Origin of the sequence: Thalassotalea sp. SU-HH00458 (genome assembly GCF_040362795.1) — a bacterium.
Lineage (GTDB): Bacteria > Pseudomonadota > Gammaproteobacteria > Enterobacterales > Alteromonadaceae > Thalassotalea_H > Thalassotalea_H castellviae.
Genome location: NZ_BAABWW010000005.1, coordinates 266833 through 292133, shown reverse-complemented (window position 1 = coordinate 292133; position 25301 = coordinate 266833). Strand labels below are relative to the sequence as shown.

Genomic DNA, 25301 nt, shown 5'->3' with positions numbered 1-25301 from the left:
TAAAAAAAATATAAGTTAGCGTACCGCTCGATGAGGTTTAATGATGTCCTGCCAAGGAATATTTTGATTCCCTAATGAGATAAAATCGGGGTTCAGTAAGCTTTCACGTAAATTATACGATAACGCATTAAACTCACTGTCTAATATCGTCCCCCCGGCTTCTTCTAAAATACATTGGCTAGCGCCTGTATCCCATTCTCCGGTAGGTCCAATCCGTAAATAACAGTCAGCCTCCCCTTCGGCAATTAAGCAATTTTTTAACGAACAACTGCCTAAGGAGATATAGTTAAATTCAAAATCATCATTTAAATATTGACCCATTAAACTGAGCTTTTGCCGACGACTTACCGCGACATTTATTTTACGCTGTCCATCATAGGGCTTAACAGACATGCGCTGACAACCTTCCTCGCTTTCTTTAAAAGCGCCAGCACCTTTTTGTGCATAGTAAGTAAGTTGATGATCAGGGGCGTGGATCACGCCAATAACCGGCCAGCCATTTTCAACAAGAGCCACATTAACTGCAAAATCGCCACTGCCAATGATGAATTCACCAGTACCATCAATAGGATCTAATAACCAATATCTAGACCAGTCTTTTCGATCTTTTAACGGTAGCGCACCGACCTCTTCTGAAATAATAGGAATATTTGGTGTTAAACGAGAAAGCTCCGCCATTAATATATCGTTCGCGGCTATATCAGCACTAGTGACAGGGCTGTTATCTTCTTTAATTTCAGCCGTATAATCACCACGTTTATAATGCTTGGTAACTTGGACGCCTGCTTTTTTGCTACTTTCAAGAGCAATGGTTAATAGTTGATCTAGTTTCATTGCTCATCCTTTATTTTATCTCTTATTAACATTAACGCGGCAATACTACGTGCTTCATTAAAATCTGGTCGTGCTAGTAACGCTGCATAATCGGCTAATTTCCACTGAATCACTTCTAATGGCTCAGGTTCATCCCCTTCTAATCTTTCACAATACAGCTGTTTGGCGAAGAAAATTTCCATCGTGCCTGAGAAAAAAGCCGGAGCCATTGCCACGGTATGCAGTGATTCAAGCTGCTCTGCTCCATAACCTATTTCTTCTTTTAATTCTCTATTTGCAGCTTCCGCCGCTTGTTCACCAGGGTCTATCAACCCTTTAGGGAAGCCTAACTCATAACTATGAGTGCCGGCACAATATTCTTTCACTAATAAGATAGTTTCATCATCAATAAGTGGCACTATCATTACAGAGCCGCGCCCTGACCCTTCCATACGCTCATACACCCGCTCAACACCATTGCTAAACGTAAGATCAATTTGTTCGATGGCAAATAAATTGCTTTTCGCAATTCGTCTGCGATCTCGGATCAAAGGTAAGTTGTTTTTTTCTGTCATAATTTTTGCTAAATCATCAAATAACTTCAGAACGCATTTTTATTATTAGATATAATACCTTAGATAACTTGTAATACTAGGAAAAATCTATGCTTGATTGGTCAAAAATTTCGACGGTTTTATTAGATATGGACGGCACAATTCTCGATTTACATTTTGACAATCACTTTTGGCTGCATCATTTACCTAAACGCTATAGTCAAGAGGCTAAATTATCTCTTGCACAAGCAAAACAAAACTTGGTCAATCACTATGAAAAAGTCTCAGGCACTATTGATTGGTACTGCCTTGATTATTGGGCAGAGCAAACGCAACTACCTATCACAACGTTAAAAAGAGAAGTTCAACATTTAATTCAATTACGTACTGATGCTCATGACTTCTTAGTCGCTTTAAAACAATCAGGACGTGAAATTATTTTAGTAACTAATGCACACCCTGAAAGCTTATCGCTGAAAATAGAAAGAACTCAATTAGATCGATACTTTGATGTTTTATATTCCACTCATGAGTTTGGTGTTACCAAAGAGTCACAAAAGCTGTGGCAACGTTTGCAAGCAAAACAACCATTTGAGCTATCCAGTACACTCTTTGTTGATGATAGTCTTGAAATTTTAGACTCAGCAAAGAAATTTGGTATTAAACATTTATTAGCAGTCGCCAACCCTGATAGCCAAAAACCGTCACGAATTATCAATAATTACCCTTCAATAACAGATTTTCGTGCGCTAGTTGGGGATATTATCAAGAATCCAATAAATTCAAGGCTTAAGTAAAGATCTAGGTTATATTTTTATTATGTCTGTACGTAAAGGTGCAAGTTTTTTAAGTATTCGGTTTTGTAATGGGTAACTTACTTGTGCTTGTTCTAACGACTGAACTAACAACTCTACTACTCGATTAAAATCCCCTTCCGTGATATTCATTCCAGTATGAATATCACGCATGCTGTCCCCTTCAAAAGTACAAGGTCCATCGGTAGCTTCACAAAAATGTTGAATAAAACCTTGTCTGAAATGATCAACATTAGCATCAAAGAAATAGCCAATAATTTGAGCGTCATTGGCAATGTTTTTAATAAAAGCATCTACAATTTGTTCCACTTTAGGGGCACCACCAAGTGCTTGATAAAGTGTTTCTTGATCGCTTGATAACGGTTGGTTGGCAGCAATGGGTTTATGATTACTGCATGCCGCTAATAAAGCACTGAGAAAAAGCGAGATAACAATTGGTTTAATCATTTTAATAAGTGCCTGTCATTGATAGGTACCAGCCTTGTTGTTTTTCTATCGTAGCAATAGCGCCTAAGTTCAAATAAGCTATGGTGATATTAACGTGTTTATTTGGAAACCAAGCAATAAAAACATCTTGCCAATCATCTTCTTTAAGACCTAAATTATCCGGCTTTTGCCGATATTCTACCCCAACAGCCAGATGCTTATTCAATAATACTGCCGCAGATAGTTCAGCATTAATAGAACCATTACCTTCTTTGCCACCAAAACCTAATAGACCCAATTCATTAGCCTCGGTGTAGCGCAATGTCGCATTCCATAATAGGTTATAACCAGCAACCGCTCCGAGGTGTAATTTACTGGCTGCAAGGTAAACATCGACACCTTTATCATGTTTTGCGCCTAATGCGGCAGGAATATCAAAAGTATTAACTGTCTTAGCTTGAAGCCCAATAGAAACTTGTGGCCAACGGCTGTAAACAATATCGCCATAAAGCCTGAATTTTGCTCCGAAAATTTGCTGTTTTAAGGTCAGAGCAAGTGGATTAACCTCGAAATTTTGTTCCGCATAAGAAAATTCGACACGATCATATAAATTCAACTGTGCACCACAAACGTCTAGACGAAAGTCATCAACAGTGGCTAATGAGCAAAACCCTGAAAGGGCGATTTCATCTTCTGTTGCATATCCAGCTAACTGAGCCCAAGGCACTAGTCCACCGCCAGCAGCACCTTCTACTTGAGAAACTCCTGGCGTTGCGAGTATTTTTCCATTAGCAAAAAGGTGTAAAGGTAATATTAGTAAAACTAGACTAATAATTCGGTACATAGTTTTTATACCACTCCACAAAGGTGTCGGCATCTATCGGTCTTGAAATATAATAGCCTTGGGCATACTCACAGCCATAAGACGCTAACAAAGCAAGACTTTCTTTATTCTCAACCCCTTCAGCAACTACTTGCATGTTTAACTTATGGCCTAAAGAAATCGTCGAGCTGACAATATCTTGATCTTTCGGACAAGCTTCCAATGACAGAATAAAGCATTTATCTATTTTTAACTCATCAACCGGTAACGTTTTTAATTTAGATAATGATGATTGACCTATACCATAATCATCCACTGATATTTGAAAACCTAACGTTTGAAGATGAGAAAGCCGTTCAATGACAATTTCTTCATTCTCGGCTAAATCACGTTCTGTTAACTCTAACGTTAGTTGGTTAGGCGAAACATTATATTTTTCAATAGTCGACAACAAGTAATCGACAAACTCTGGATGTTGAATATCTTGTGCTGACAAATTAACGGAAACGCGAATACTTAAACCAATTTCATTCCATTTCTCCATTTGCATCGCAACATTTTTAATCACCCAATGAGTTAAGCTAACAATGAGCCCTGACTTTTCAGCTAAACTGACAAAATGCTCTGGATTAACAAAGTTACCTGCTTTATTGATCCAACGTATTAACGCTTCCGCTTTCTCAATTTTATTATTTGATAAATTTAACTTAGGTTGATAGTTAAGAAATAACGGACTATTTTCCGAATGAATCGCCATTCTTAACTCTTCAATCATTTGAATTTTCTCTAGATAAGCTTCATCTTCTCCGTCTTCATATTGACGGATAGCTTTTTGCTCTTTTGTGGCTGAGCGCATTGCCATAATCACTCGGCGCATCAGTAATTCAGGTGTTTTGCCATGCATAATCGAGTTAACTGAACCAATATGTAATTCAAGGTTCATTTTAATATCATCAACCCAATAAGCTTGTGTTAATCGGTCGTGTAAGCTTAATAATTCAGGCTCAATTTCTTTTAAATCGGCAATGGCTAACACTAAAATAAATTCGTCTGAATCAATTCTTCCCGCAGCACCAAGATTAATATTTTCATGATGTGCGTTTATAGAATCTTGCAGTCGTTTTGCTAACTCTTTCAATATAACATCACCATTTTCAGGACCTATGGTGTCATTAATTTGGTTAAAGCCTTTTATATTGATACTGGCTAATAACAAATTTGCGTGTGCACTAATACACTTATCAATAATATTAAGCAACATTTGACGATTATATAAACCGGTCAGATGATCATGTTCCGCTTGAAATTTAATCTCTTTTTCTCGATGACTTATCGCTTCACCCATTGTAGAAAAGGCATAGTAAAGTTCATTAAACTCCGTCGGTAAACGGTGTTCATTTTTTTCAATTTTCAACTCTCCACGACTTATTCTGGCGGTAAGTTTCATTAAGTAATTAAGCGGTGTTGAGATGCCTTTAGAAAGCAGTCTGGATAAAAACATTGAAATTAATATGATCAACAAAGCAATAAACAAGATAGATGAAATAAGTTGATTAAATTCTTCGTGGACTTCTTTCAGTGATGTTGATAACAAGGCAGAAATCCCTGCATTTTCATCAAAAGGCACTTTTTTGTTAAAGTAATTTGTTTTACTAATCAATAAATCTAAGGTGGTAATAGGAGCAATTGAAAGATCATTACTGTCATTCTCAAGATCGCTAATACTGGAAACAATATTTTGTTCCTTCACTACCAAGGTAATATCTAACGACGTTAAGTTTTTCAAATTAACTAATGAGGCTTTACTCAATTGAAAACCAACAATAGCGTACCCTATTTCTCTTGGCGCTTTAACGGGGAGAATAATGAGCTGATAAATACGATTATTGAGGACTAAAAACTGAGTCAGGTTTGAACTCGAAATGAGTTTTTTCACTTTTTCCGTGACTTGTGCATTAGTAACCTTTTGCTTGGCGCTGATTGAAATTAGCTCACCTTGCAAATCAACCATCACCATCAAGTCAGCATTTATTCTTTCCCCATGATTGAGTAAAACACTTTCAATGGTATTTTTATCTCGTGTAGCAATCGCTTGCTTAAAGCCAAAGTCCGCCGTTAAAACACGCGTAGCGGTTACCAAAAGCTGTTCTTGTGAAGATAAATATTCAGTTAATACATTTTGAGCATATCGCATTTGACGCTCAATTTGTTTTTCCGTTAATTGCGCGGTTCTAAATGCGTAACTTGTCGTCAGCGTAATTGCGGTAATAACAATTAGTAATGCTGATAACCAGGCAACCTGTGATCGAATACTTAACCTAGTGAGCATGTTTACCTAACTCTCCAAAAGTGTTGCGTGGAACTGGAGTTTTCGTATTTAAAGTAAGGGTGATTTCTTTGTTATTAGCCTTAAGCAATGCAATGGGTAGCATTTCTCTATGTTCAACACCTTTCTTTGCATTTGGATGCCATAAATAAAATGATTTCGCCAAAGCAGGTATCTCATCTATTTCAATTTTTCCTGTCACATTAGATTTAACCGTATAGGTATTGTCATGAACATAAATATAGCCAACCATAGAGTCGTGAATATTACACCCCAAAACGACAATACCCTCTTGTTCAAATTTAATTGGATTTTTTGGGCGAGCAGCATACAACTTTAATTCGAAGGTTTTAGCCGCTGAAAATGAATACACATGGTGACGAATATCATCACTATTAGGAAAAGAGACTAAGCTGTTTTTTGGCGCTATTAAAACGTTAGGAGCAAACGATTTATCGATTTGGTCCATAATCAACGGTGTAGTGAAATCATTTTTTTCTGAGTGATGAAGAGGAATTTCGAGCACAACATCCGCTAATGGCTGACCATCTTGATTAATAACATTTATGGTTGTAGCGTGCGCCACATTACCAAGAGAAATGAGGAGAATGAAACCAACCAATATTGTTTTTTTATCAAGCATATTATTCTTAAATTAAACTTAGACGTTAAACAATGATGACTTGATTATGACAAGCTAACTCCAAATACGCAAAAATACTTAACCATCAGATCCTTAGGTAATTTTATCTTCCATTCAATCAATTATTCATTGAAAACGAACAGAGCCAAATCAACTACTTAAGTATTTTTTATATTCTACACTTTGTAAGCAGTTCTGAATCTTTAAAACGCAGGTTTTTCTCGCTAGCTAACAAACCTTAAAAACGTAACAAATAACGTCCTTGCCGATCAGGTTTTCCTAAAAAAGGTAATACTTGTTCAAGTGCTTTTGGCATAGTATTGTTCGGCGTCAAAAAGCCATTGCCAGAAACAGCAAACCCTTGACTGACAGAAGCGGTAAAACTTAACCCTAACTCATTTTGTTCATCTAAAGTGAGCACTACATCACCTTGCTCACAACTAAGTGATGTTGATAATTTTCCTAAGGCGACTTTCTGATCTAGCACAGTTACGGCCGCTTTATTCCAGGCAATGTCTCCTGTTAAAGACTGACAAATCGCATTACCGGCAACAAATTCAGACACGTTAATATCAACAAAGTCATGCGCTTTAACCGGCAGTGGTAACTTTAAATGAGAGGAAATATTATCAGCGCTTAGGGTTATTTTCGCATCCGTTATCCGTAATGCTGAAAATAATCCATGAATATTAGCAACACCTTCTGGACCTGACACCAACGCACCGCCGAAGGTAAGGTCAATGTTAGGATCAAGCGTTAATAATGACAGCGGGCTTACGTCTATTTTAATATCATTGACAATAAATCCATCATAATTAGCTGTTTTTATTTTACTCTGCCAAATAGTGCCATTAACAGTACTTAGCTGTAATTGACTAGGCAAAGTTACCCACTGTAAAACAAAGCTCGCTGGCATTAACGCCAATAAAAATATTACATAAGCGCCAATAACACCGACGCTGATCTTAAACCACTTAGCCATTAAATCTTTCCTAACTGCAAGCGTTTCACTCGCACTTGTCCAGGTTGCTCACCTTTTGTTAAATCAATTGTTTCTACTTGAATACCTTCATCGTTCGCGAGTTTTTCTAACCAGGATAATAATTGTGTAAAGGCAATATTATCTATCCACACTTGCACACTATCACTTTGCGGTTGAATACGCGTAATAGTTATCGCATGTTGTCTAGCACTACGATTGACTATTGACGACAGACTGCCTGAGCTTGCCTGAGTGTTACCCGCCTTTTTTGCCGCTTTATAACGTTGTGTTTCACTGGCGACAAAGGTTAATAACGTTTGTTGGCGCGTTAATTTACTCTGCCCTTTGTCAATATTTTCATGTAAAGGTTGCCAAACAAAGCTATAGAAAATAAACACGAATAAAACGCCAGCTAAAGAACCAACTAAACGTTGCTCGCGCGAATTAAGGCCTAACCACCAAGTTTTCATGAACGACCTCCTTTCGGGGCAGTAATACTAAATGATCCAGTAATTTGATCGCCTTGATTATTTTGAGCACCTTGCGAAACAGAAAAGCCTTGTCGTTCTAATAAGGTTTTAAATTGTTCAAACTGTTGATAACTCGTTGCCGTGGCCTGCATACGTAACTCATTTCGCTTACCATCAAACTTAATTGACTCGGGTTTTAACTGAGGAACTTGTGAAAAAGCGGGTTGTATAGTTGTTAACATCACCAAAAAACTTCCCTCATTGCTGGTGGTTCCGATCTCAGCCATTTTTCTTTTTAATTGTGAACGAATCGTTGAAATGCGCACTCGTTTAGTTTCAGGGAAAGCTAATTTATATTGCGCTATAATTTGTTGCTCAAGTGCGTGATTTTGATTATTTATCTGCCATAAAGTTGCAGATTTCAAAAGCAAATTAACCAACAAAGCTAGCCCAGCAAAACCTGCTGCCCAAACCCACGTTTTTAGCAAAGGGGAGCGTGTTGATTTAACTTGAAACTCACCCTGTAATAGATTGAAATTTGAATGAGAAAGTTGCTGAGCAAATAATGCCAGTGGTAATTCTTCGGGTTGAGGATGAATTAAGATATTTTCTTCACAATCGGGTAACGTTGAAAAAGCATCGATATTGATAGTTTCGCCGTTTTTCCAAAGCATATTTGCTTGTTGCCAAAGGTTTTCATCAAATAAGCCACCTTGCCAATTGTGTTGTTTTAATAACACTTGATTGTCAATCATAATTGCTTGCCAATTCTCTTGTGCATCAGGTAAAGCTAAAACATCAGGTAGCATTCTTTTTGTTGAAATACCCGCTTCATTTAACCAACTGAGCCAATAATTCATCTGTTGCTGTTCAACAACCGCAACAAAACAATTTTCATCCGATTGAGGGGCTTTATTGTCTCCGTAAGCAAAAAACAATTGCTCTACGTCTTGGGCCAATTCGTCTTCAAGCATGTAAGGTGCCGCTAAGCGAATGGCTTTCTGTGATTTTGCCGGCACATGTAAGCTTTTCAACGTAACATCGCAGCTAGGAACCAACACAACGACTTCTCTTGATTGTGCTTTTTCGGTTAATTGCGAGAGTTGATCAACGCCTGATAGCTCGCCGCTGGCAATGATTTCTTGCCCATGAGTGTTCCACACCATCCAATGAATAGTGTTGTGATGATTACTGCCTAAACGAATGATTAGATTTTCTGCCATTAGTCACGTCCTATAGTGCGGCTAATTACGCTAATTTTATTATTATCAGCTACATATAAAGTAGAATTTAATTGAAAGTAGCTATTATTAAAGTTTGCTGTTGCCTTTAGTTTAAAGTATTCACTATCAACAACAAACCGCTGTTTTTGTTCTTCGGTCAATTTTAACGTTTTAATTTCAGGTAATTCGAAAAACGCATTTACATCTTTAAAACCATTTTCTTCTCTTGCAGAAAGCGCTTGTTCCGCATCTTCTCGAGACATAGACAACATTGCTTGCAATATTTCGGGCGATTCCTGTGATAGCGTATTGATATTCACTTGATACAAGTTATTGTTGGGTATTACACATACATAGTCTTTCAATGCTTGGATCACCGGAAGTGTAAAATGCTCGATAACTCGTAATTCATTCACACTCGCCAAGAAGTTATTCGCTGAAAAATATGGAAATTCTTTTGCCGCATAATCATTATCCTCCGCGCCGCCTGCACTGACGATAGCAGAATCACCATCAAGCCAATCTGTCAGGGCATCCGCCATATATTCGGCCGAAAATTCATCGACCTCGTCAATATTTAACGCGATTAATAATTCTTCAAAGGCAAGTCTCGCCGGTGCTTTTTTATTACTTCCCCTTTCGACAGGTTGTGAACGTAGAGCATTTAAATTAAAACACGCTTGTAAATCGGTTATTTCACCCGATATTTCACCGTAATCAACAGGATAAGTGGTTTTTCCTTGTGCCCACATTTGCCCTAAATGTGTGCTGTCTTTTTCTTCATTAAAGGTAGTTAATAGTACACGTTTAGCAAAAGCCTCGGCCCCCATCGCATACCAATAAGCCTGTTGATTAAAGTTTATATTAGTGGTGCGTTGCACTTGTAATTGTAAACGGGCTAACATTTGAGTAGCAATAATGGCAGCTAATGCCACCACTAACATCACGGTAATTAATGCAACACCTTGGCATTTTATCGATTTCATCGTCGCTCACCTTGTGAAGAAGCAGGCGTATTACCACGTTGTGCATTTTTTGAATTGTTTAGACTCTCATCATTTGAGTTAGGTCTTCGAGGATCAATTGAACGAACTTTGTTCAATCCATCTGCCACTAAAAATTTTCGCTCGATAATGCCAATATCTTCTGTTTCTACAATCAATTTTATTGCTTGTGGAAATTGCGCTTTAATTAAAGTGTTCTGCCATTTATTTTTATAATAATATTCAATTTCAATCCCCGTTACTTGTTCAATTAATTTTCGAACTCTAGGCTCTTCTCCGGTTACTGCATCAACAAAATTAAAATGTAATCGCTCTAAAACATTTTCATTTATACGATAAGCGACTGATTGTAAGTCACTACGCGGGATCAATAACCCTGGGTTGGTCCAGCCATGTCTTACGAAGGCAATACTTTCATCACTAGTAGAAAAACTTCCTTGCTCAGTATGGATAAAATTTTCGAGTGGCGCTTCGCCCTCTATCCGCATTGAACGGGCCGCAATTTGTAGAAAATCTCGTTCGATAACCAACCATGCTCGCTGAATATCATTCAACCTTTGCATTTTTTCATTAGAAAATCGTTCACTTTGAATCACGCCATCAAAAACACTAAAGCTTGCTAAACTGATCATTGCAAAAATAGCAATCGCTAATAAAACTTCTATTAAAGTAAAGCCTCGACTCTTTTGACGTTTTTCAAGAAAACTCATCACTAAATGCCTTTTGAAACATAAGTCATCAAGCTAGTAAGTGCCAACTCTGAGTTTTCGCTTTGTCTTACTTCTATGACAATTGACCGCATGTCATTGTCTTGAGTTTTAATCACTTTTTGTGTCCAAAACCATTCGCGCCCTGCCATGGTTACTTTACCCGTTTTATTATTTTTAGGTGGCCAAGATTCATCAAGGCTAGCTTCAACAAGTTGATTAGACGCTACCCAATCAGCAATCATTTTATTTTCTAAATTATTTAAGCTATTAAAGTGTGTGTCAGCAGTATCAAGTAGTGCTAATCCCGCAAGTGAAAATACCGATAAAGCCAATAACACTTCAATTAACGTAAAACCTTGCCAAACTCGCTTTAAAACCATTACTCGTTTTTCCCATAATGATCTTCAGCAGAAAATATCTCACCATTAACGAACGGACCAACAACATCAACTGGTGTACTATATAATCCTATTACCGAGAACGAAGTATCAGGTGCGTCAAACCATTGTGGATGAAAAGAAAAATCAACACGAAACGGTGTGATATCTCCGCCAGATAATATATACACTTGTGGAATGATTGGTTTTTGATCTTCACTTAACCCTTCTTGCATCTCATCTAAATGTTCATCGTGCGGCGTAAACAATTCCGCAGACACTAAAGGAGGTTGTTCTAAGGGGAGATCATCAAACATTAAAGAGATGATGATATTTTCTGGTAATTCATGAGGAGTTAATATTTCGTTATCAGGTAGCGCAGTCCATCGCAATCCGTCATAACCGACAAATTGATATGTGTTTTCGTCAATAAATAAGCCTAATTCAAGATTATTCAATAAACCATATTCTGCCGCTAAATTAAAAACACCGGCAAAACGATGTGCTTCCTGTTCTAGTTGTGACTCAGGTTTATTGGAGGAAAAATTAATTTGAATGGCAGCCACCATCAAACCGATCACCACGATCACCAACAAGACTTCAATTAACGTAAAGCCTTGTGGTTGTCTTCTTCTACTACCTTTTTTTAACATTGCTTAAATAGGTGTGGGTAGTTTTATTTTGTGGCAATATTTTATTGATAATCAGCTAAATTCCAATTTCCAATATCATCGTCTGTATCGGCTTCGCCATCAGGACCCATTGAAAAAATATCCATTTTCCCATGTTCACCAGGGTTTAGAAGCTGATAGTCGTTACCCCATGGGTCTTGAGGTAAACGTTTAATATAACCACCTTCAGGAAAACGACGAGGGATCGGCTCTATTTCTGTTTGCTCAACTAAGGCTTCAAGCCCTTGTTCAGTCGTTGGATAATTATAATTTTGTGAGCGATACATGCCTAACGCGGTTTCCAATGAACCTATATCAATCACAGCTTTTTGTTCTCGAGCGGTGTCTTGACTGCCCATTAAATTTGGTACGATCATACTGGCAATGATGCCGATGATAACCAGCACCACCATGACTTCTAATAAAGAAAAACCTGATTGTTTAGACTGCATTTTCTTTTTCATGTTAACTTCCTATCAATGTATTTAATTGAAGAATCGGTTGTAAAATCGCCATTACGATAAACAACACGATACCTGCCATAGTCACCATAATTGCTGGCTCTAATGCCTTTAATGAAATATTCATTAAGGCTTCAAACTCTCTATCTTGGTTATCCGCCGCTCGACCAAGCATATGTTCTAGTTGACCACTTTTTTCACCACTTGCGATCATATGAAGCATCATAGGTGGAAATAATTTGGTTTGTTCAAGCGATAATCGCAAACTTGACCCTTCTCGTACTTTATCAGCCGACTGTTTAACTTTATCTTTAATGTACAAGTTTTCTAATACTTCACCGGCAATACTCATGCTTTCTAATAGCGGTACTGCACTTGCAGTTAAAATACTAAGCGTTCTGGCAAATCGAGCAGTATTCACTCCACGAATAACTTTACCAAGTCCTGGTAAAACCAACAGCCTCTCATGCACTTGATATCGAAAGTGTGGGCGCTTCATTAATTGTAAGAACACCATAAAAACGATAACGAGCAACAAAAATATTGCCAAGCCATAATTCTGTAAAAATTCACTACTGGCAATTAAAAACTGAGTCGTTCCTGGTAAGCTCGCACCTAAATGTTCAAACTGGCCAATTATTTGTGGTACGACTGAAGTCAGTAAAACGACAATAACGCCAATGGCAACCACGGTCATGATCGCAGGGTAAACCATCGCTTGGATCATTTGTGAGCGAAGCTTTTGACGTTGTTCAGTGTAATCAGCTAATCGGTCTAATACTTTATCTAAATGACCTGACTTTTCACCAGCCGCTACCATAGCACGAAATAAATGACTAAAAACATGTGGAAACTCAGCCATGCTTTCAGCTAAACCGTATCCTTCAGTAACTTTTGTTCGAACCGCCATTACCATACTTTTCATGGAGTTTTTATCACATTGCTCAGCAACCGCTAACAGTGATTCTTCAAGAGGTAATCCTGATTCGACTAAAGTGGCTAATTGACGGGTAAATAATGCCAACTCCGTAGCTGATATTTTCTGACGATTGCCAAACCCAGAGGATTGCTGCTTTTGTTTACTTTTTACTAAACTCGCCGTAACTTCTGTTGGCATTAAGCCTTGGTCACGTAGCAGTGCTCGTACATGTCTGGGCGTATCGCCTTCAATCACGCCTTTTTTTATTTTTCCACGGTTATCAACCGCTTGGTAATCAAAAGCTGCCATTTATTTATTAATCTTCTCGGGTAACGCGAAGCACTTCTTCAAGTGTGGTATTGCCGGCAAGTACTTCATCAAAACCATCTCGACGAATACTTGGTGTAGATTTTCGTATAAGTTTTTCGATTTCTTGTTCGCCTTTGCCGTTATGGATTAATTCGCGCACTTTATCATCTACTAGCAATAATTCATGAATACCGGTACGACCTTTATATCCTTTATGATTACACTCAACACAGCCGACAGCTCGGTAAATATGTGTTTGATTATCGCTAGTTAAACCTAGTAAGTGTAATTCTTCTTCATCAGGTAAGTGGCTTTCTTTACAATGTGGGCACAAAGTTCTTACCAAACGCTGCGCTAAAACCCCTAATAAACTTGACGATAATAAAAAGGGCTCTACCCCCATATCTTCCATCCGAGTAATGGCACCGGCAGCCGTATTGGTATGTAATGTTGATAACACTAGATGCCCTGTTAAACTTGCTTGTACAGCAATTTGCGCCGTTTCTAAATCTCGAATTTCCCCCACCATCACCACATCAGGATCTTGACGTAAAATAGCGCGCAATCCTCTGGCAAAGGTCATATCAACTTTGGTATTGACTTGAGTTTGACCGATTCCTTCGATGGCGTATTCAATCGGGTCTTCAACCGTTAAAACATTGCGCTGTTTATGATCAATTTGGCTTAATCCCGCGTATAAAGTCGTTGATTTACCTGAGCCAGTAGGCCCAGTGACTAAAATGATGCCATGAGGTTTATCGATCAATTGTGAAAATTTGACACGGTTGGCATCTGTCATGCCTAAATCTTGTAGGTCTAAGCGCGCAGAATTTTTATCTAATAAACGTAAAACAACGCGTTCACCATGACCTGTTGGCATTGTTGATACACGCACATCCACTGCTCGACCGGCAATACGTAATGAAATACGGCCATCTTGTGGAATACGTTTTTCGGCAATGTCTAATTTAGCCATAACTTTGATACGAGAAACTAACAATGAAGCGAGTTTACGATTTGGCTTTAAGACTTCTCGTAAAACACCGTCAACACGAAAACGTATTTGCAAAGACTCTTCAAAGGTTTCAATATGAATATCTGAGGCATTTTCTTTGATCGCCTCGCTAAGCATGGCATTGATCATTTTGATGATCGGGGCATCATCTTCATTTTCAAGTAAGTCTTCTGTTTCAACCATTTCATCAGCTAAGGAATATAAATCGACTTCATTGCCAATGTCTTCCATCATTTGCTTAGCTTCAGAAGAATCACGCTGATAAGCATTAGCTAATAATAACTCAAATTTGTCAGCGGTTTCGGTGACTAAAGTAAAAGGTTGTTTCACCACACGCCTAGCTTCAATCAACACATTAACATCAACATTTTCTAAACAATGTAATCTTAATTCATCGTCGACTTTTTGAAACAGCACACTATGCCGTTTGGCAAATCCAAACGGTAAGCGTATCGACTGTGGTACAACTTCATCCGGTGCATCTAGGATCGATTCTACAGTAGAGTTCAATATTTCTTCACTCATCCGCTTTACTTCTCTACGCCATTATCTGATTTTTTATCTTGTTGTTTATTATCAAGATATTCATCAAACGATGGCGGTAATGACAGTTCATCATTCCAAGCCGGTAACAAAGGTAATTTTTCATCCGATAATAACTCTAAACCGTCTTCTTGTTTACGAATTTGATCGGCACGAATGAAATTATATTTATCTTGACTGATTTGGTTCATCAACTTGCCGTCACGAATAATCGTAGGACGAAGAAAAACCATTAAGTTACGTTTTCGTTTCGTATTACTGGTTGATTTAAATAAATGACCGAGAATTGGAATATCGCCTAACAGAGGAACTTTTTGCACACTTTCTTGCACATCTTCATCAATTAAACCACCTAAAATTACCGTCGCGCCATTATCTGCCATAACAGTTGTTTTGATTTCACGCTTATTAATAGAAATATCAACACCTGTGGCACCACTGACCGACGAAACTTCTTGTTCAATGGTTAACTGTACGCCAGTGCCTTCATTCACTTGTGGAGTTACTTTTAATTTAATCCCAACTTCTTGACGATCGACCGTTTGGAATGGGTTGTTGTTATTACTGCCTGTTGTTGAACCAGTAATAATAGGTACTTCTTGACCCACTAAGAAATGGGCTTCTTCGTTATCTAACGTGGTGATACTTGGTGTTGCTAAAATATTGGAATTAGTATCCGCACTTACCGCTTGAATTACTGCCCCCCAATCATTTTTTAAGATGCCGAACATCATACCATTCACTGAGCCAAGCACTTGTGCGAGTAAGTTATAATCACCTTTAGTATCGTTTAAGCGATATTCATCACTTATTTTTTCACCAGTTTCAGAAGAGTAAACCGCTGGAACAATATCCCCTTCAATACTTTTAGCCGCTTCAGCAGCACCAGCAACTGCACTGATTGAAGCCGGTCCATTATTAAATTGAGTAAAGCCACCTTGTTCATGAAACCATTGAACGCCAAGATTTACGCCATCACTTTCGAACACTTCAACAATGATTGCTTCAATAAGTACTTGTGCACGACGTACATCAAGTTGACGGATAACCGCCTCTAATGAACGTAGCATGTCTGGCTGTGCAGTGATCACTAAAGTATTAGTATCTTTATGCGCTTCAATACTGATATTACGTTTTTGGCTATTACGTTTATTTGTACTGCTTGTATTGGCTTCAGCTTCTATTGATTCACTCACCCCTTTTAACACATCCACTAATTCTTCAGCTTTTGAGTACTTCAGGTAATAGACGCGCGTGTTACCGTTATTTTCCAGTTCACTGTCTAAACGTTGAATTAATTTTGCAATACGTTCGCGAGCCTGTTTTTCGCCACTGACGATAACACTGTTGGTTCTTTCATCTGCCACTATTTTTGGAATTAGAAAACTTGGTGTACTGCCTGCTTTACCTTGGCTTGATTTATTTAACGCTTCAACGATACGCACCATTTCGCCAGCCGATGCAAACTGTAGTTTAATGATTTGCTCAAATTGATCACCTGCTCGGTCAACACGTTTAATGATATTTGCTAAACGATTAACCACAGACGCTGTACCAGTCATAATAAAAACATTGGCGGGATCGTAATTTACTACTGTACCACCGCCCGCTTGGTCTGACATTTGACGTAATAATGGTGATAACTCGCGCACGGTGACATTTTTTACTTCAACCACTCGGGTAACCATTTCGTCACCAACCCCAGGGTTGTCATCATCTACTAAAGGCGTTGCGGCAGATTTTGCTTTTTTATTACGAACAACTTTGATGATGTTATTGCCGGTTTCTATTGCGGCAAAACCATAAACTTCTAAGACGTTTAGGAAAAATTGATAATACTGCTCTTCGGTTAACAAGTCGTAACTTCTGACATTTACTTTGCCACGAACATTAGGGTCAACAATCATGGTTTTTTTAAGGTTTTTACCAACAATATTGATAAACTCGTTAAGATCTGTACCCTTAAAATTTGGTGAATATTGAGCAGCACTGGCTGAACTTGCCGTTAGCAATAAGCCATTAAAAACACATACGGTAGATAAAATTACTACTGCTCGTTTTAACCAAGACGCATATACAGTCTTGCGCATGAAAAATTCCTTATATATTAAATTTATGACTATTGAATACTAAACAGTATTTCGGTCATTTCACCACTACGATCAACCAGTAATGATATTTCTTGTTCTTCTTTCAAAGCCTGTAAAGCCTGAGCGGCTTCACTCGGTATTGTCAGATCTAAACCGTTCATTTGAACCGCAACATCACCTGATTTCAACCCTGAAGATTGAAAAAACTCAGGGGCTTTACCCGGCATTAATTGATAACCAATAATATCGCCATTTTCCCTTTTCGGGATAATTTTTAAATAATCCGTTATCTTACCTGGGTCATTATTAATGTCACTTTTAAGCTGCATTGCTGTGCGACTAAGTATTTTATTATCGCGTTGATCAAGTACTTGTGGGCCGTTCGAAGGGGATGGTTTAACAATTCCTCTACTGGGTTTTCTCTCACTTGTCCTATTCACTGAATGTGTTTGTCGTTTATTATAATCAAAACCATCAAGCATTAAGGTTTCAAGGCGTCCTGATTGCTTAATTAACACTCTATCTGTTGCCACACTATCAAGTACCGCTCGCGTACCAGTAATTTTATCTCCAATACCATAAGTTTCTTGTTTGCCATTATTTTCGATAATGGCAGCGGCAATTGTAACATCATCACTGGCAACTGTGCCTGTTAAGGTTAATCTCAATTTTGTTTCAGGTGCATCTTGAACTTTGACTTCTTCAATAGTTTTTTGTTCAGAGTATTTGCCAAATAAATTGAGCTGACTAATTACACTCACGTTCACATCATGGCTATTATCATTTGCCGATGTATTGTATTTGGCGATAATAGGTGATGCTATTTTATTGTCTGCTGCGACTAACCAAGTAAATTGCGCTAATAAATAAGCAATATAACAAAGTAACAAAGCAGAAATTACTTTGGCAATATTCTGTTGAGGCAATTTTTGTAGTTGCTCGGAAAGCTCTGTCATACTCGATGGAAACTGCATTTTGATGATAATGAATTCATTTTAACTGTTATTATTCTCCCGATGATACTTGAGCTAAGCTTAAGCAACAAGAAATCTACCAAAAATTTAACTAATATTTACAAAGTAGTCTTTTTCATGGTGTAAAATACCAAGCTATGGTAACTTTCGCGATATTATGCACACGGTATATAACAAGACGATGACACAAGGTAAAGAATTAACAAAAAATACCTCAACACGACTTGATAAATGGCTTTGGGCGGCGCGTTTTTATAAAACTCGCGCCATAGCTAAGCAAATGATCGACGGTGGTAAAGTTTTCTATAATGGTCAACGGAGCAAATCAGGTAAATCTGTTGCGATTGGCGATGTAATAAAAGTTCGCCAAGGCTTTGAAGAAAAAGAAGTAACAATCATTGCCCTTGCCGATAAAAGAAAAGATGCGACATTTGCCCAAACACTCTATTTAGAAACACCAAGAAGCAAAGAAACTCGCGAGAAAAATGCCTTAGCTCGCAAACAAGGTATTTTGCTCAGTCCAGCTTCGGACACTAAACCCGATAAAAAACAACGTCGGAAAATTAGACAATTTAAAGAAAGGATTTAAGGTTTGAACTCACAACCTGATATTTTACATCGTTATTTATTTGATGACCTTCACGTACGAGGCGAACTCGTTCAACTTTCAGATACCTATCAGCAAATCATTGCTAACCATGATTACCCTTTAGGGGTACGCCAATTATTAGGTGAGTTAGTTGCCGCCACGTGTTTATTGACTGCAACCTTAAAATTAGAAGGTGAAATTTCCGTTCAATTACAAGGAGATGGACCAATAGGGTATCTAGCTGTTAATGGCGGACATAATCAAAAAATGCGTGGCATTGCCAAGTTAAAAGAAGATACAACTGCCGAAGGTTTACAAAACTTAATTGGTAAAGGCACCATGGTCATTACCATTCACCCTGAAAAAGGCGAAGCTTATCAAGGCGTTGTTGCGCTTGAGCAGTCAACTATCGCAGATTGTTTATCGCATTACTTTAAGGTATCTGAACAAATACCTACCATGATTTGGCTTTTTCATAATGATGAGACACAGCAAGTGGCAGGCAGTTTAGTGCAATTACTTCCTGATGGTGATGATAAAGAAAAACAACAAAATGATTTTGAGCACTTGTGTCAACTTACGCATACGCTAAAAGCGGAAGAAATCTTTACACTTGATGCAGAAACACTGTTATTTCGCTTATATAACCAAGAGAAAGTTAGGTTATTTGATCCGCAAGTTGTTGAGTATCAATGTAGTTGTTCAGAAGAAAAATGTATGAATGCTATATCGCAAATCCAAGCAACTGAAATAAAAAGCATATTAGAAGAGCAAGGCTGCATAAGCATGACATGCGATTATTGTTTAACAACCTATGCTTTTTATGAAAAACAATTAACGCATTTAATCAATGATGTGAAACATTAAATTTACCATTGATAGGATTTAATATTAAGGCGCAAGATTGCGCCTTTTTTTATGACTTTCATAACAATTTTCTCGTTATTTCAGGCACGAATTTTCCAAATAATTCCTCTACATATTTGACCTTTTATAATACTCTATAGCCATCATATTTTATTGAGTAATTCCCTTTGGATCATAAAGCTTTAGCTAACCAAGTGTTAGCAGATATTAAAAACAATAACAAAAAAACAGCCATGAGCAAGTTAGCTGATCTTATTAAACAACAAGCACCGCTAGAAAATTTATGGGGAGGATTAACACGCATTGCACTTTCGGTTGGCGAAGTTGATTTAGCGATAACATGTGCTGATAATTATCTAAAAATCTCACCCAAAGACGAAAATAGATTATTACAAGTAGCCAGTATTTACGCGGAAGCGGGAAAAATTCAACAAGCTATCGCGTTAATATCACCAATCAAAGATTCAACTCAGTCAATCGCTATTCATCATTTTCTCGGCACTGTATTTAGCCAAGTGGGAGAAATGGAAAACGCCATTAAACATTTACATATCACGTTAAAGAAAAATCCTTTATTAGGTATTTCATGGTTAACATTATCGGCGCTAATAACCTTCACTAAAAACAGTCCTGAATTTGAAACTTTAATCGCCATCGAAAGTAAGATGCGACAAGGTAATGATCAACAAAATCAAATACCTTATTGGTTTGCCTATGGTAAAGCATTACTTGATATTGGCGATGAAGAACAAGCATTAAGCAAATTCAACATTGGTTGTCAGCTTATGCAGGCTAAATTTAATTTTAACGATATTGCTTATCGACAAAATGTTAATGATATTATCAACCATCAAAATGAAGATTATTTCAATAGTTTACCTACCCCTAAACATAGCTCTGAACGCAAATACATTTTTATTGTTGGATTACCTCGAAGCGGTACCACGTTAATACAACAAATATTAACGTCACATAGTCAAATTCAATCAGGCGGAGAATCAAACAACTTAGCTTTAGCAATGGCTCCTTTTGGCGCAAATGCGCTTAATCGTCTCAATAAGCTAGATAATAATGAAAAAATATTAGCGGATATCGAACTTGAATATGACAACCTCTCTCGACAAAGGTACGGAGATGAAAATTTCATCATTGATAAATCCATGAACATTAACCATCATGTCGGTTTATTACAACATATCTATCCAAAGGCTACATTTATTCAAATCACACGCGATGAAACAGCCAATGCTTGGTCATGCTTTAGAACATTTTTCAGCCAAGGTCTTGCTTGGAGTTTTAACCTCGAACATATCAAAACGTTTTTCTCTTCAGAAAAAGCGTTAACAAGACATTGGCAGTCGCTGTTTAATGATAAGCTTTGTCAAATAAGCTACGAAGCATTGATAGAAAACCCAGAGGACGTTATCAGTAAATGTTGCCAACATATTGGTATTGACTATCAAGATGAAATGTTAAGTTTTTATAAGAATAATCATCCAGTTCAAACAGCAAGTGTTGGACAAGTAAGAAATAAACTAAACAAAAGCTCAATTAAAGCTTCTGAATTTATTAAAGAAAAGTTTCAATTATTGTGAAATGGTCAGTAATGATTATCAAAAAAACGCAGCCTGTGCTGCGTTTTTTATAGTCTATTTTTAACACGGATTAATTTTTCGCTAGTACGGGTGCAAAAGTATTGTCAAACCACCCTTTGATCAAATTTAACTCATGATAATAAAGTTTGTTTGCATGTAATGAGCGTTGAAATTTAAAGTGTTTAGGCCATAAATACACGCCTCGAGAAATTAATATTTTATTACTGTTATCCATCACTTGAAAATCAAACTCGATACGAGGTGGCGTTGAATCATCAACGACTCTTATTTTTCGACTATTAGCAAATGAAACCGCACCTGCTAAATCTAAATTTTTGACCTTAATATAAAGACTATATCCATCGGGTAATTGTGCCGCTAAATCTTCAAAATGATTCTCGAAAACGGCAAACAAATCACTTTGGAAAGTCTTTTTATTTTCAAAAGATGCATATATATCTGCGTATTTTTCTGGCGATTGCCAAGTAACCTGACTTGTCCCTGCATGGGCTGTTAATACCATTAAGCAACTTAACGTTAAAATAATTTTGCTAAACATCATCTGAAATCCTTATTCATTTTCAATTAATATAGCTTGGTAAGATCCGAGAAGCAAACCACACCTATTTATTGTTTTATAACTAATTAAGTGAAGAAATTCGTCACAACGAATCATTTTAGCGGGTTCATGTAAAATTTTGTCAAAAAAAACCCTAGATTACTCTAGGGTTTTATCAACAATCTTACTTTTTACACGATATTAGAATTCAGCATTAACACTGAAACGGAAATAACGTGGTGTTTGGAAGTCAGTTGGTAAACCGTAAGTTGGATTAGGTCCACCATCATAGCCGCCTAATTCAGCATCCCAACCAGCGTAACGCTCGTTAACTTCATTCATCTGTGTAGCTTTATCATTATTAGTGACGTTAAATACATCTGCACGGAAAGTAATTTTACTGTCATCCCAGTAATAATCATAAGATGCAGATAAATCTAATTGCCATGTATTGGCTGTGCGCCCTTCAGAACCACGTTGCACTAATTGGCCATCTTTAACAAATGATGCTGCTTGATATAGCGAAGCAAATGCATCTGTTGGATGGAAGCCAAATGAGTTCAGTGGACGACCTTCAGTCCAGTTAAAGTTAGCCCCTACTGTTAAGTTTTCAATAACTTGGTAAGCACCGTTAATTTTGAATGAATGACGACGATCATTTGGTAAGTTACCACTTGCACCATCGGTTAAGCCCGGTTGGTCAAAGTTTGTTGTTAAACCAGAATCGTTTTGGTCATTATCTGAACGCACGAAACCTTCATTGTTGCCCCAGCTATGTGCCCACGTATAAGTAAAGCCAAACATCCAATCGTCTTCCCAAGCACGATCAAAGGTAACATCTACAGAGCCATAAGAACGTTCTGCTGCAGGGTATCCTAATTGATCAGCGGTAATAGTATAGGCTTGATTTGCTAAAGGACCATCACCATCAGGGTCAGTAGTAATTGTTACATCTTCACCTGGATTGGTTAATACATAATAATGGAAACCACTACATAATGTACAACCACCATCTAGCATGGCATCAAAACCGGCATCAATCGCGATATCTTCTAAAGAACTACCTAAGTCGCGGTAAGTTGCCTTGATACCAAAGCTCCAAGAATCACCTAATAAGCGTTGGTAGCCTAAAATAAATTCATCTTGATACATAGGGTCAAGATCAGCATTTACTGTCTCTGCCGTATTCTTAAGAGTACCGTCACCATAAGTTGTAACACCAGTAAGTGCTTCGCCTAGTTGTGGAATAAAGTTAGCGTCAATGCTTTCAACAGCAAAAAACTGACGTGTATATAATTCATCACCCGCTAAACGTACGTTTGTATTAGTTGCTACTGGTAAGAAATAACGACCGTAGTTAGCAAATACCTTACTTTCACCATCACCGTTAATATCCCAGCTTAAACCAACGCGTGGTGCCCATTGATCTTGAACATCAACAAACTTATCACCAGCTTTGTTGTAGTTTTCAAAAGACTCATTACGTAAACCAATACGCGCAACGATATCTTCTGTTACTTGCCAAGTATCTTCAATGTAAAAAGCAGCTGACTTAGTTTCAAAGTCACCTTGGTTGATATAAAACTCTTGACGTACTGTTGAACAATCAAGTTGTCCCATATCCAACAAATCAGTATCACAACCTTCATAACGATAAGCTACACCACCTGCACGTTGTGTATCTTCGGTCGCTTCCATTTCTTCATAATCGATACCAAAACGTAAGGTATGATCATCATGTACATACCAATCAACATCGAAACGGTAAGCAGTACGTTTATCATTTTGAACAGACGGAGTGAATAAACCAAATGCACCAAATTCACGACCTGAAAAACGCTCATAAATTGCAGGTTTATCACCTAATGGGTTACTACCCATGTTCAAATTACTGTAACTGGCTTCGTTAATTGAATATTGCGCACTTACCGTTAAATCATCCGTTAAAATACCGGTATATTTTAAGCCCCATGTTTTACCACCACGCTCTAAAATATAATCACCGTACCACTCACCGGTAGTGTCTGTATCTGGGTTGTATAAATTTTTCGTGCTTTCTAGCTCAGAAGTATTATCCCAACCAGTAAATTCTAAAATATGATCATCAGTAATGTACCAATCAAGTTTTAAAGCATATAACGTATCATTTGCTTCACGATCATAAATAGCACTACTGTTTGCATAGTCACTATCACGATTTTCTTGATTCACTAAACCGAAAAAGAATAATTTATCTTCAATTAACGCGCCACTTGCCCAGACGTTAATATTAGTTTTTCCTCTATTATCTTTGTTATTAACTTGATAATACTCAGTTCCAGACGCATCTATATCGGCTTGATCTGTTCTGAAAACATCTGGCGACTCTTCACGCATTGAACCTGGTTCAAAATACGCACTTACACCAAATTTAAATTCATTGGTACCACTTTTAGTTACAGCATTAACAACACCACCCGTAGAGCGACCAAATTCAGCCGAATAACCACCGGTTTTAACTTCAAAAGATTTGTACATTTCAAATGGTAATTCAGACCCACCTAAACCATTACGGAAGTTGGTTGTATTGATGCCATTGACATAATAAGTATTTTCACCAACTGATGAACCACCGAAAGAAGCAAAGTTACCGAAATCACTATCACCTTTGATAGTTCCCGGCGCTAACATTGCTACTGAAGTTACGTCACGAGAAATTGGTACCTTGTTTAAATACTCAACATCAACAATTAATTGAGACTCACTTGAAGAGACATCAATCGCAGAAACTGCAGCACCAGTAACAGTGATACGCTCAATATCACCAGCTTCTAGTGTTAAATCTACCGTTGTAGAACCTGCTGGCCCAACTCTTAATGATTTTTCCTGTAAAACAGTAAAACCATCTTTTTTCGCTTCTAAAGAATAGTTACCTGAAGGTAAAAGTGGAAAACGATAATTACCTTGCGAATCAGATTGAACAGTACGCGTTAAACCTGTGGTTAAATTTTTAATAGTTACAGTAACATTAGCTAAAACATTGCCGGCTTGGTTTACAGAAGTACCTGTAATCGCGCCGTCATTTGCCATAGCAGGCATTGCAACGCCTAATGACATGGCAACAGCAGCAGCTGTGACAGATCGTTTAAACGATTTAGAAATATTTTTATTCATTTTATGTTTCTCTCTGGAGTGAAATTTTTATTTTTTATTATTATTATTATTTATATGACTACATGTTACAAAACGTAACATGACCTCTTAATAATGCCTTATGTGAAAATATATTCAAGTCGTTTTATTTACAAACTATTAATATTTCCTGAAAACACAAAATAAAGTAATAGATTGAATTTAAAGATAAAATTATATTGCTTTCCAAATGATTAAAATCTTTTGTATAAAAAACCGTACACTTGCCAACGTTTTATTGTTATTTCGTTTAAATTCATACCGTCAAAATGTTTCATCGTGAAACATTATATTGCGGTTGTTTTTTATCACCAACTTAGTTAAGTGATAGCCTGATGAAACTTCTACACTTAATACGCAATACTTGATTGT

At 37.4% G+C, this 25301-nt stretch carries 24 protein-coding genes; 4 read left to right on the top strand and 20 right to left on the bottom strand.

The annotated features are described in order from the left end of the window. Window positions 1-15: 15 nt before the first annotated feature. Window positions 16-834, bottom strand: coding sequence for a 3'(2'),5'-bisphosphate nucleotidase CysQ (gene cysQ, locus ABXH06_RS10180; protein WP_311581264.1), 819 nt, complete (start codon window positions 832-834; stop codon window positions 16-18). Beyond that, entirely contained in the window at window positions 831-1388 is a 558-nt protein-coding gene (gene nudE, locus ABXH06_RS10175) for an ADP compounds hydrolase NudE (protein WP_311581266.1), read from the bottom strand. Before nudE ends, cysQ begins: the two co-directional genes overlap by 4 nt. Before the next feature lie 89 nt (window positions 1389-1477). Between nudE and yrfG the strand changes: the two genes are divergently transcribed. Beyond that, window positions 1478-2164 (top strand): GMP/IMP nucleotidase, encoded by a 687-nt coding sequence (yrfG, locus tag ABXH06_RS10170; protein ID WP_353518139.1) that lies wholly within the window; start codon window positions 1478-1480, stop codon window positions 2162-2164. A 9-nt stretch (window positions 2165-2173) separates the two neighbouring features. Here yrfG and ABXH06_RS10165 read toward each other — a convergent pair whose 3' ends face one another. From ABXH06_RS10165 to gspC, 16 genes are all read right to left on the bottom strand, one after another. After that, a complete protein-coding gene (locus ABXH06_RS10165) occupies window positions 2174-2626 on the bottom strand; it encodes a group I truncated hemoglobin (protein ID WP_503012493.1) in 453 nt (150 codons plus the stop codon). A gap of 4 nt (window positions 2627-2630) precedes the next feature. Then, window positions 2631-3452: a DUF3034 family protein gene (locus tag ABXH06_RS10160; protein ID WP_353518137.1), complete on the bottom strand. Its 822-nt coding sequence runs from the start codon at window positions 3450-3452 to the stop codon at window positions 2631-2633. Continuing rightward, entirely contained in the window at window positions 3436-5760 is a 2325-nt protein-coding gene (locus tag ABXH06_RS10155) for a bifunctional diguanylate cyclase/phosphodiesterase (protein ID WP_353518136.1), read from the bottom strand. Before ABXH06_RS10155 ends, ABXH06_RS10160 begins: the two co-directional genes overlap by 17 nt. Beyond that, window positions 5750-6400 (bottom strand): methylamine utilization protein, encoded by a 651-nt coding sequence (locus ABXH06_RS10150; protein ID WP_353518135.1) that lies wholly within the window; start codon window positions 6398-6400, stop codon window positions 5750-5752. The genes ABXH06_RS10155 and ABXH06_RS10150 overlap by 11 nt, the downstream gene beginning before the upstream one ends. Window positions 6401-6638: 238 nt before the next feature. Then, entirely contained in the window at window positions 6639-7382 is a 744-nt protein-coding gene (locus ABXH06_RS10145) for a type II secretion system protein N (RefSeq protein ID WP_353518134.1), read from the bottom strand. Next, the gene (locus ABXH06_RS10140; protein WP_311581283.1) at window positions 7382-7852 is read right to left on the bottom strand and encodes a type II secretion system protein M; all 471 of its coding nucleotides are present in this window, start codon (window positions 7850-7852) and stop codon (window positions 7382-7384) included. Before ABXH06_RS10140 ends, ABXH06_RS10145 begins: the two co-directional genes overlap by 1 nt. Continuing rightward, entirely contained in the window at window positions 7849-9075 is a 1227-nt protein-coding gene (gene gspL / locus ABXH06_RS10135) for a type II secretion system protein GspL (protein ID WP_353518133.1), read from the bottom strand. The genes ABXH06_RS10140 and gspL overlap by 4 nt, the downstream gene beginning before the upstream one ends. Beyond that, the gene (gene gspK, locus ABXH06_RS10130; RefSeq protein WP_353518132.1) at window positions 9075-10061 is read right to left on the bottom strand and encodes a type II secretion system minor pseudopilin GspK; all 987 of its coding nucleotides are present in this window, start codon (window positions 10059-10061) and stop codon (window positions 9075-9077) included. Before gspK ends, gspL begins: the two co-directional genes overlap by 1 nt. Then, a complete protein-coding gene (gene gspJ, locus ABXH06_RS10125) occupies window positions 10058-10789 on the bottom strand; it encodes a type II secretion system minor pseudopilin GspJ (protein ID WP_353518131.1) in 732 nt (243 codons plus the stop codon). The genes gspK and gspJ overlap by 4 nt, the downstream gene beginning before the upstream one ends. A 2-nt stretch (window positions 10790-10791) precedes the next feature. Further along, window positions 10792-11169: a type II secretion system minor pseudopilin GspI gene (gspI, locus tag ABXH06_RS10120; RefSeq protein ID WP_353518130.1), complete on the bottom strand. Its 378-nt coding sequence runs from the start codon at window positions 11167-11169 to the stop codon at window positions 10792-10794. Further along, window positions 11169-11819, bottom strand: a complete 651-nt coding sequence (gene gspH / locus ABXH06_RS10115; protein WP_353518129.1) for a type II secretion system minor pseudopilin GspH — start codon at window positions 11817-11819, stop codon at window positions 11169-11171. Before gspH ends, gspI begins: the two co-directional genes overlap by 1 nt. 41 nt (window positions 11820-11860) lie before the next feature. Further along, entirely contained in the window at window positions 11861-12301 is a 441-nt protein-coding gene (gene gspG, locus ABXH06_RS10110; RefSeq protein ID WP_311581301.1) for a type II secretion system major pseudopilin GspG, read from the bottom strand. Window position 12302: 1 nt separating this feature from the next. Beyond that, complete coding sequence (gspF, locus tag ABXH06_RS10105) at window positions 12303-13526, bottom strand: type II secretion system inner membrane protein GspF (RefSeq protein WP_353518128.1); 1224 nt, start codon at window positions 13524-13526, stop codon at window positions 12303-12305. Window positions 13527-13533: 7 nt separating this feature from the next. Continuing rightward, a complete protein-coding gene (gene gspE, locus ABXH06_RS10100) occupies window positions 13534-15066 on the bottom strand; it encodes a type II secretion system ATPase GspE (RefSeq protein ID WP_353518127.1) in 1533 nt (510 codons plus the stop codon). Between the two features lie 5 nt (window positions 15067-15071). Next, window positions 15072-17174 carry a type II secretion system secretin GspD gene (gspD, locus tag ABXH06_RS10095; RefSeq protein WP_311581310.1) on the bottom strand — a complete coding sequence of 701 codons (2103 nt, stop codon included), beginning with the start codon at window positions 17172-17174 and terminating at the stop codon, window positions 15072-15074. A gap of 29 nt (window positions 17175-17203) precedes the next feature. Beyond that, a complete protein-coding gene (gene gspC / locus ABXH06_RS10090; protein WP_311581312.1) occupies window positions 17204-18130 on the bottom strand; it encodes a type II secretion system protein GspC in 927 nt (308 codons plus the stop codon). A 199-nt stretch (window positions 18131-18329) separates the two neighbouring features. Here gspC and ABXH06_RS10085 point away from each other — a divergent pair, with 199 nt between their 5' ends. The 3 genes from ABXH06_RS10085 to ABXH06_RS10075 all read left to right on the top strand — a co-directional run bounded on the left by ABXH06_RS10085 (window position 18330) and on the right by ABXH06_RS10075 (window position 21199). After that, the gene (locus ABXH06_RS10085; RefSeq protein ID WP_311581315.1) at window positions 18330-18737 is read left to right on the top strand and encodes an RNA-binding S4 domain-containing protein; all 408 of its coding nucleotides are present in this window, start codon (window positions 18330-18332) and stop codon (window positions 18735-18737) included. A 3-nt stretch (window positions 18738-18740) separates the two neighbouring features. After that, window positions 18741-19604 (top strand): Hsp33 family molecular chaperone HslO, encoded by an 864-nt coding sequence (hslO, locus tag ABXH06_RS10080; RefSeq protein WP_311581318.1) that lies wholly within the window; start codon window positions 18741-18743, stop codon window positions 19602-19604. 167 nt (window positions 19605-19771) lie between these two features. Then, complete coding sequence (locus tag ABXH06_RS10075) at window positions 19772-21199, top strand: tetratricopeptide repeat-containing sulfotransferase family protein (protein ID WP_353518126.1); 1428 nt, start codon at window positions 19772-19774, stop codon at window positions 21197-21199. A gap of 70 nt (window positions 21200-21269) precedes the next feature. Here ABXH06_RS10075 and ABXH06_RS10070 read toward each other — a convergent pair whose 3' ends face one another. Further along, entirely contained in the window at window positions 21270-21761 is a 492-nt protein-coding gene (locus tag ABXH06_RS10070; protein WP_353518124.1) for a DUF3016 domain-containing protein, read from the bottom strand. Between the two features lie 198 nt (window positions 21762-21959). After that, window positions 21960-24911, bottom strand: coding sequence for a TonB-dependent receptor (locus tag ABXH06_RS10065; RefSeq protein WP_311581328.1), 2952 nt, complete (start codon window positions 24909-24911; stop codon window positions 21960-21962). Window positions 24912-25301 lie beyond the last annotated feature (390 nt).